General features: G+C 60.3%; 6 protein-coding genes and 2 rRNA genes (1 of these 8 cut by a window edge). 2 read left to right on the top strand and 6 right to left on the bottom strand.

Going from position 1 to position 7,530, the window contains the following annotated elements:
* Positions 1 to 1,395 (top strand): 23S ribosomal RNA (locus AC0J42_RS27495) (it extends 1,498 nt beyond the left edge of the window).
* 143 nt (positions 1,396 to 1,538) lie between these two features.
* Positions 1,539 to 1,654 (top strand): 5S ribosomal RNA (gene rrf, locus AC0J42_RS27490).
* Between the two features lie 404 nt (positions 1,655 to 2,058).
* Here rrf and AC0J42_RS27485 read toward each other — a convergent pair.
* The 6 genes from AC0J42_RS27485 to exaC all read right to left on the bottom strand — a co-directional run bounded on the left by AC0J42_RS27485 (position 2,059) and on the right by exaC (position 7,385).
* Complete coding sequence (locus AC0J42_RS27485; RefSeq protein ID WP_473004617.1) at positions 2,059 to 2,796, bottom strand: LexA family transcriptional regulator; 738 nt, start codon at positions 2,794 to 2,796, stop codon at positions 2,059 to 2,061.
* Positions 2,797 to 2,918: 122 nt separating this feature from the next.
* Complete coding sequence (gene ppa, locus AC0J42_RS27480) at positions 2,919 to 3,446, bottom strand: inorganic diphosphatase (protein WP_416427082.1); 528 nt, start codon at positions 3,444 to 3,446, stop codon at positions 2,919 to 2,921.
* Between the two features lie 112 nt (positions 3,447 to 3,558).
* Positions 3,559 to 4,377, bottom strand: a complete 819-nt coding sequence (locus AC0J42_RS27475; protein WP_473004616.1) for a M90 family metallopeptidase — start codon at positions 4,375 to 4,377, stop codon at positions 3,559 to 3,561.
* Between the two features lie 3 nt (positions 4,378 to 4,380).
* Positions 4,381 to 5,037, bottom strand: a complete 657-nt coding sequence (locus AC0J42_RS27470; RefSeq protein ID WP_416427080.1) for a DedA family protein — start codon at positions 5,035 to 5,037, stop codon at positions 4,381 to 4,383.
* A 203-nt stretch (positions 5,038 to 5,240) separates the two neighbouring features.
* Positions 5,241 to 5,699 carry a GNAT family N-acetyltransferase gene (locus AC0J42_RS27465; protein WP_416427079.1) on the bottom strand — a complete coding sequence of 153 codons (459 nt, stop codon included), beginning with the start codon at positions 5,697 to 5,699 and terminating at the stop codon, positions 5,241 to 5,243.
* 165 nt (positions 5,700 to 5,864) lie between these two features.
* Complete coding sequence (gene exaC, locus AC0J42_RS27460) at positions 5,865 to 7,385, bottom strand: acetaldehyde dehydrogenase ExaC (RefSeq protein WP_473004614.1); 1,521 nt, start codon at positions 7,383 to 7,385, stop codon at positions 5,865 to 5,867.
* Positions 7,386 to 7,530: the final 145 nt, after the last annotated feature.

Raw genomic sequence — 7,530 nt, 5'->3', positions numbered from 1 at the left:
AGGCCGAGAGCTGATGACGAGTTGCCTTTAGGCGACGAAGTGGTTGATGCCATGCTTCCAAGAAAAGCTTCTAAGCTTCAGATAACCGGGAACCGTACCCCAAACCGACACAGGTGGTTGGGTAGAGAATACCAAGGCGCTTGAGAGAACTCGGGTGAAGGAACTAGGCAAAATGGCACCGTAACTTCGGGAGAAGGTGCGCCGGTGAGGGTGAAGGACTTGCTCCGTAAGCCCATGCCGGTCGAAGATACCAGGCCGCTGCGACTGTTTATTAAAAACACAGCACTCTGCAAACACGAAAGTGGACGTATAGGGTGTGACGCCTGCCCGGTGCCGGAAGGTTAATTGATGGGGTTAGCTAACGCGAAGCTCTTGATCGAAGCCCCGGTAAACGGCGGCCGTAACTATAACGGTCCTAAGGTAGCGAAATTCCTTGTCGGGTAAGTTCCGACCTGCACGAATGGCGTAACGATGGCGGCGCTGTCTCCACCCGAGACTCAGTGAAATTGAAATCGCTGTGAAGATGCAGTGTATCCGCGGCTAGACGGAAAGACCCCGTGAACCTTTACTATAGCTTTGCACTGGACTTTGAATTTGCTTGTGTAGGATAGGTGGGAGGCTTTGAAGCGTGGACGCCAGTTCGCGTGGAGCCATCCTTGAAATACCACCCTGGCAACTTTGAGGTTCTAACTCAGGTCCGTTATCCGGATCGAGGACAGTGTATGGTGGGTAGTTTGACTGGGGCGGTCTCCTCCTAAAGAGTAACGGAGGAGTACGAAGGTGCGCTCAGACCGGTCGGAAATCGGTCGTAGAGTATAAAGGCAAAAGCGCGCTTGACTGCGAGACAGACACGTCGAGCAGGTACGAAAGTAGGTCTTAGTGATCCGGTGGTTCTGTATGGAAGGGCCATCGCTCAACGGATAAAAGGTACTCCGGGGATAACAGGCTGATACCGCCCAAGAGTTCATATCGACGGCGGTGTTTGGCACCTCGATGTCGGCTCATCACATCCTGGGGCTGAAGCCGGTCCCAAGGGTATGGCTGTTCGCCATTTAAAGTGGTACGCGAGCTGGGTTTAGAACGTCGTGAGACAGTTCGGTCCCTATCTGCCGTGGACGTTTGAGATTTGAGAGGGGCTGCTCCTAGTACGAGAGGACCGGAGTGGACGAACCTCTGGTGTTCCGGTTGTCACGCCAGTGGCATTGCCGGGTAGCTATGTTCGGAAAAGATAACCGCTGAAAGCATCTAAGCGGGAAACTTGCCTCAAGATGAGATCTCACTGGAACCTTGAGTTCCCTAAAGGGCCGTCGAAGACTACGACGTTGATAGGTTGGGTGTGTAAGCGCTGTGAGGCGTTGAGCTAACCAATACTAATTGCCCGTGAGGCTTGACCATATAACACCCAAGCAATTTGCGTCGAAACGACCAGATTGCGGTGTTGTGAAGATGATACGAACCGAAAGTTTGCATTTCACAAATACCATCACATACCCGATTCGCTGGAGTGCCTCCCAAAGGGCATCCTGGCTACAGAATTTCTTGACGACCATAGAGCATTGGAACCACCTGATCCCATCCCGAACTCAGCAGTGAAACGATGCATCGCCGATGGTAGTGTGGGGTTTCCCCATGTGAGAGTAGGTCATCGTCAAGATTAAATTCCGAAACCCCCATCTGCGAAGGCAGGTGGGGGTTTTGTCTTTTTGGCCCCAAAAATCTCCGTAGCAGCGGCCGCAGGCCGCGTCCGAAGCCCCCGCGCACCCACCGGGCACTTTGGAAACCTGGGACGCCGCCTTCGGCAGCTGCTACGGGGGATGGGTTTTTTGCGGGCATTAAAAAGCCGGCTTGTGGCCGGCTTCTCGTCGACAGTCCTGGTTTGTTTTTGGCAAACCGCAACCGCCTTCTAAAAATGTAAGGACCAGTAACCTTGCGTTACAGGTCAGCCAGGGCGGTGATACCGTCGCCTGGCTTGGGCAGGCTGCATGTTGTCCAGCAACAGCGCCTACCAAAAGGTGCGCCAAGAATAGCGACATTCACGCCAAAAGCCCAGCACAAATGTCATTCCTTCTCATCCCGGCGCCCATCCGGCCGCTCTGATTGTAGGCTGGCCCACCAGAACACCCAGCCCAGGATTTCGATGGGCTCCTCGGCGCTCACTAGCTCATCGCCGAACTCCCCCAGGTTGTCTGCCCGCAGCCGCAACGCATCGCAGGTCATGGGGTAAATCGTGCGCACGCACAGTTCGCCATCGCGTAGGAAGGCGTAGGGCTGGCCCGAAACCGGGGTGGTGAGGCTACGATCGACGGCCAGGGCGGCGCCCAGTGGCAGCCGCGGGGCCATGCCGCCATCGGGCATGATCAACGCCACGCAGTGGGCCGGGTTTATCAGCAGCCGGGAGAACGCCGCCCTGGGCAGGCGCAGGTGCCGGTGCTCCACGGCGATGAGCTGACGGTTCAGTGGGCGGTAGAACGCCAGCAAGACGTCATCTGCGCTGGAGGCGGCCAGCACGGTAGGGTTGCCCGTAGGATCGAGGTCGTCCTGATCGTAGAATTCGTCCTGGGGATCATAGGGCGGCCTGGGGGGAGGGAAGCGGTACTTGGGCCCCAGGCCGGTACGCAGCCAGCGGGTATGCACGCACAGCAACTCGGCAATGTCGTCCAGCCGTGCCACGGGCACGCCCCTGCGTATCCAGTTGTTCACGTGCTGGGGTAGTACATTGCGGTGCAGGGCCAGGTCGGAAGGGCTGAGGTGGCAGTCTTTCAGCAGGGTTCTCAGGCGGTCGCCGGATGTGAGCATGGCGGTGCTCCGGTTGTGGGTGGTCCTGCATGCTTGCCGAGCATTAGTCTCAAGAGCTGTAGGACTTTTCCGAGGGCATAAAAAAACCCTGCGCAAGGCAGGGTTTTTTGTCACCGGGCGGCTCAGCCTTTGAAGGCAGCAACCGACTTGGTGATTTCAGCGCGGGCAGCGTCAGCGTTGCCCCAGCCTTCGATCTTGACCCACTTGCCTTTCTCGAGATCCTTGTAGTTCTCGAAGAAGTGCTTGATCTGTTCCAGCAGCAGGGCTGGCAGGTCGGTGTATTCCTTCACGTCAACGTACAGCTGCGACAGCTTGTCGTGCGGTACGGCGATGACCTTGGCGTCGCCGCCGCCGTCGTCGGTCATGTGCAGGATGCCGACCGGACGGGCGCGGATTACCGAGCCTGGCGCCACTGGGTACGGGGTAACTACCAGCACGTCCAGGGGGTCGCCGTCGTCGGCCAGGGTGTTGGGGATGAAGCCGTAGTTGGCCGGGTAGAACATTGGGGTGGCCATGAAGCGATCGACGAACAGGGTGTCGCTGTCCTTGTCGATTTCGTATTTGATCGGCGCGTGGTTGGCCGGAATCTCGATGGCGACGTAGATGTCGTTCGGCAGGTCTTTGCCAGCCGGAATCTTGCTGTAGCTCATTGGGCGTTGCCCCCGTTGTAGGCCAGTAAAAATGGCCGTCTAGGCCAAAAAGTGGCAGGGATTATTGCATAGATTGGCAGCGTTGCCACGCCCGGCCGGACCGGCACCCGCCTTAGCCGTGGTGGCTGTGACGGTAGTCGGGATGGCTGCGCTGCAGGCCCTGCAGGCGGGTCAGCGGATCCTGGCGGTAGAACGCCTGGAGTTGCCGGTAAACCTCCGGGTATGCCTGGTGCAGCAGGTCCGGGGCACTGAAGAAATACTCGCTGGTGACGGCGAAGAACTCCGCCGGGTTTTCCGCGGCATAAGGGTCGATGGCAGTTTCGGCGTGAGGGTTGTGGTCCAGTTGCCGGTTCAGGTCATCGTAGGCGTGCTGCATGGCGGCGGCCCAGTCGCTGACGCGCATGTCGCCGTGCAGGGGCGGCAGGCCGTTGGCGTCACCGTTGAGCATGTCCAGCTTGTGCGCCAGTTCGTGGATGACCAGGTTGTAGCCCTCCCAGCCGCCGCTGGCCAGCACGCCTGGCAGGGCCAGGATGATGGGGCCCTGCTGCCAGGCCTCGCCGCTGTGCTCGCCGTCCCAGCTGTGCTCCACGCCGCTGGGGTCGCGGTGGCGCTGGGGGCTGAGGAAGTCGTCGGGGTAGAGCACTATCTCGTGGAAGTTGCCGTACCAGTTGAGGTCGCCCAGGTGCAGCAGCGGCAACTGGGCCTGGGCGGCCAGCAGCAGGCGGGTGAGGTCATCCAGCTGCACGCCGTCCAGGCTGGTCAGGTGCTTGTCCAGCAGGAACAGCACGCTGTGCTCCTGCAGCCACTGGTCTTCCTCGACAGTGATGTCGTCGAGGATGGCCAGGGCGTGCCGTACCTGTTTCCACAGTTGCGGGTCCAGTGGGTGCCGGGCCAGGGCCCGGCGGCGGCGCCAGGCGCGCAACGACCACATGGCTTAGCGCGACGTGGCCTTGGCGGCCTTGCCGGCCATGCGGCTCTTGACTACGCCAATGACCATGGGCACCAGCGAGAGCAGGATGATGGCCAGCACCAGCAGCGACAGGTTCTTCTTGATGAACGGCACGTTGCCGAAGAAGTAGCCCAGCGCTACCAGGCCGCATACCCACACTACGGTACCCGCCACGCTGAAGCCCAGGAACCGCGGGTAGGACATTTTGGCGATACCGGCCACGAACGGTGCGAAGGTACGCAGGATCGGCAGGAAACGCGCTAGGGTCACGGTCTTGCCGCCATGGCGCTCGTAGAAGTCGTGGGTCTGCTGCAGGTAGTCGCGGCGGAAGATCTTCGAGTTGGGGTTGCTGAACAGCTTCTCCCCCGTGGTACGGCCGATGATGTAGTTGGTGCTGTCACCCAGGATGGCGGCTGCCATCAACAGGCCTGCCAGCAGGAACGGGTCCATGCCGCCGCCAGCGGCCACGGCGCCGGCAATGAACAGCAGCGAGTCGCCAGGCAGGAAAGGCGTCACCACCAGGCCAGTCTCGCAGAAGATGACCAGGAACAGGATCGCGTAGATCCAGGGGCCGTAGTTGTTCACCAGCAGGTCGAGGTAGGTATCGAGATGCAGGATCAGGTCAAGCGGGTTGAAATCCATGTGCAACACCTGTGCAGGGCCCGAGGCTACGGGCTTGGGGCGACTTTAAGGGCGTGAGGCTGTTCGGTAACAAATCGTACAACCTGCGGCGTCAGGATTATACGACCGGACACCGGGAATGCCCCACGAGTTTGTAGCCAGGCGTGTCGGATTTCCGTGAAAGCGTGCAGCCGCCGCCAAACGGCAGCGGCTGCCGGGGGGGATCAATCGGAGTTGATGGGCAACACGTAACTGAGGAATTCAGTGTCCTGGTGGAAACCGATGGATTCGTAGGTCTTGTGCGCCACTTCGTTGTCGGCGCTGGTGGACACGCGCATGCGCACGGCATGGGTTTCCTTGGCCATCTTCTTCGCGGTGCGCAGCAGGTGGTCGGCCACCAACTGGCGACGGGCGTCCTCGGCGACATAGATGTCGTTGAGAATCCACACGCGCTTGAGCGATAGCGAGGAAAAACTGGGGTACAGCTGGCAGAAGCCCAGCAGCTTGCTGTCATCATCGTCGGGCAGGGCCAGGTAGATCACCGACTCCTTGCGGCGCAGGCGCTTTTCCAGGAACGCCCGGGAAGAATCGGGGTAGGGCAGCTCGCCGTAGAACTCGCGGTATTTGACGAACAACGGAGCAATCATGTCCAGATGCTCCAGCGATGCTTGGATAATTCGCATAACGGGCCTCACGTGCTGACGGATGTTGGCGGCCAATACCACAGCATGCCGTTGGTCCGATGCTGCCTTAAAACAATTAGAAAACGCAATCAAACGGACGCTGAAATGAATCAGCCCGTTCACCCAGGAAGCATGAACGGGCTGCCTCGCTTTCAGCTTAGAAGCTTAGAAGAAGCCGAGCGGGTTGATGTCGTAGCTCACCAGCAGGTTTTTGGTCTGTTGGTAGTGGTCCAGCATCATCTTGTGGGTTTCACGGCCTACGCCAGACTTCTTGTAGCCGCCGAACGCCGCGTGCGCCGGGTACAGGTGGTAGCAGTTGGTCCACACGCGGCCCGCCTTGATGCCGCGGCCCATGCGGTAGGCGCGGTTGATGTCGCGGGTCCACACGCCGGCGCCGAGGCCGAACTCGGTGTCGTTGGCGATGGCCAGGGCTTCGGCTTCGTCCTTGAAGGTGGTGATGCTCACCACCGGGCCGAAGATTTCTTCCTGGAACACGCGCATCTTGTTGTTGCCTTTCAGCAGGGTTGGCTGGATGTAGTAGCCGGTCGCCAGGCTGCCCTCCAGTTTCTGCACCTGGCCGCCCGTCAGCAGCTCGGCGCCTTCGCCCTTGGCGATGTCCAGGTAGGACAGGATCTTGTCGAACTGCTGCTCGGACGCCTGGGCGCCGACCATGGTCTCGGTGTCCAGCGGGTCGCCGCGCTTGATCTGCTCGATCTTCTTCATCACTTCCTTCATGAAGGCCGGGTAGATCGACTCCTGTACCAGCGCACGCGATGGGCAGGTGCACACCTCGCCCTGGTTGAAGAACGCCAGCACCAGGCCTTCGGCGGCCTTCTCAATGAAGCTCTGCTCGGCCTGCATGATGTCTTCGAAGAAGATGTTCGGCGACTTGCCGCCCAGCTCCACGGTGGACGGTATGATGTTCTCGGCGGCGCATTTCATGATGTGCGAACCCACCGGGGTTGAGCCGGTGAAGGCAATCTTGGCGATGCGCTTGCTGGTGGCCAGCGCTTCGCCAGCTTCCTTGCCGAAGCCCTGGACGATGTTCAGCACGCCCGGTGGCAGCAGGTCGCCGATTAGCTCGATCAGCACGGTGATGCCCAGCGGGGTCTGCTCGGCGGGCTTGAGCACCACGCAGTTGCCGGCGGCCAGGGCCGGGGCCAGCTTCCACGCAGCCATCAGGATCGGGAAGTTCCACGGGATGATCTGGCCGACCACGCCCAGCGGTTCGTGGATATGGTAGGCCACGGTGTTGCCGTCGATTTCAGCGGCGCTGCCTTCCTGGGCGCGCAGGCAGCCGGCGAAGTAGCGGAAGTGGTCGGCGGCCAGCGGGATGTCGGCGTTGAGGGTTTCGCGCACGGCCTTGCCGTTGTCCCAGGTCTCGGTGATGGCCAGGGTTTCCAGGTGCTGTTCGATGCGGTCGGCGATTTTCAGCAGGATCAGCGAACGGGCCTGCACCGAGGTGCTGCCCCACGCGTCGGCAGCGGCGTGGGCGGCGTCCAGGGCTTTATCGATGTCTTCGGCAGTGGAGCGGGGGAATTCGGCAATGGGCTGGCCATTGACCGGCGAAGTGGTGGTGAAGTACTGACCCTTGACCGGCGCCACGAATTCGCCGCCGATGTAGTTGCCGTAGCGGCTCTTGAAGTTGACCAGAGCCCCTTCGGTACCGGGATGTGCGTAACGCATGGTGAGTATCTCCTTGGGTTTTTATGCTTTTGGCTGGAGGACGCGTTTGCGGCGTGTACAAAGCGTAGAGCAAGTGTCGGGCCAGCGCCCTGCAACCCAGCAAAATCGAGGCTTGCGGCCGCCCTGTGGATAAGTTGTAGCAAGG

This window comes from Pseudomonas sp. Tav-5-1A, assembly GCF_055755055.1.
The sequence above is the reverse complement of the archived record's forward strand: the minus strand, read 5'-3'. Positions and strand labels throughout refer to the sequence as shown.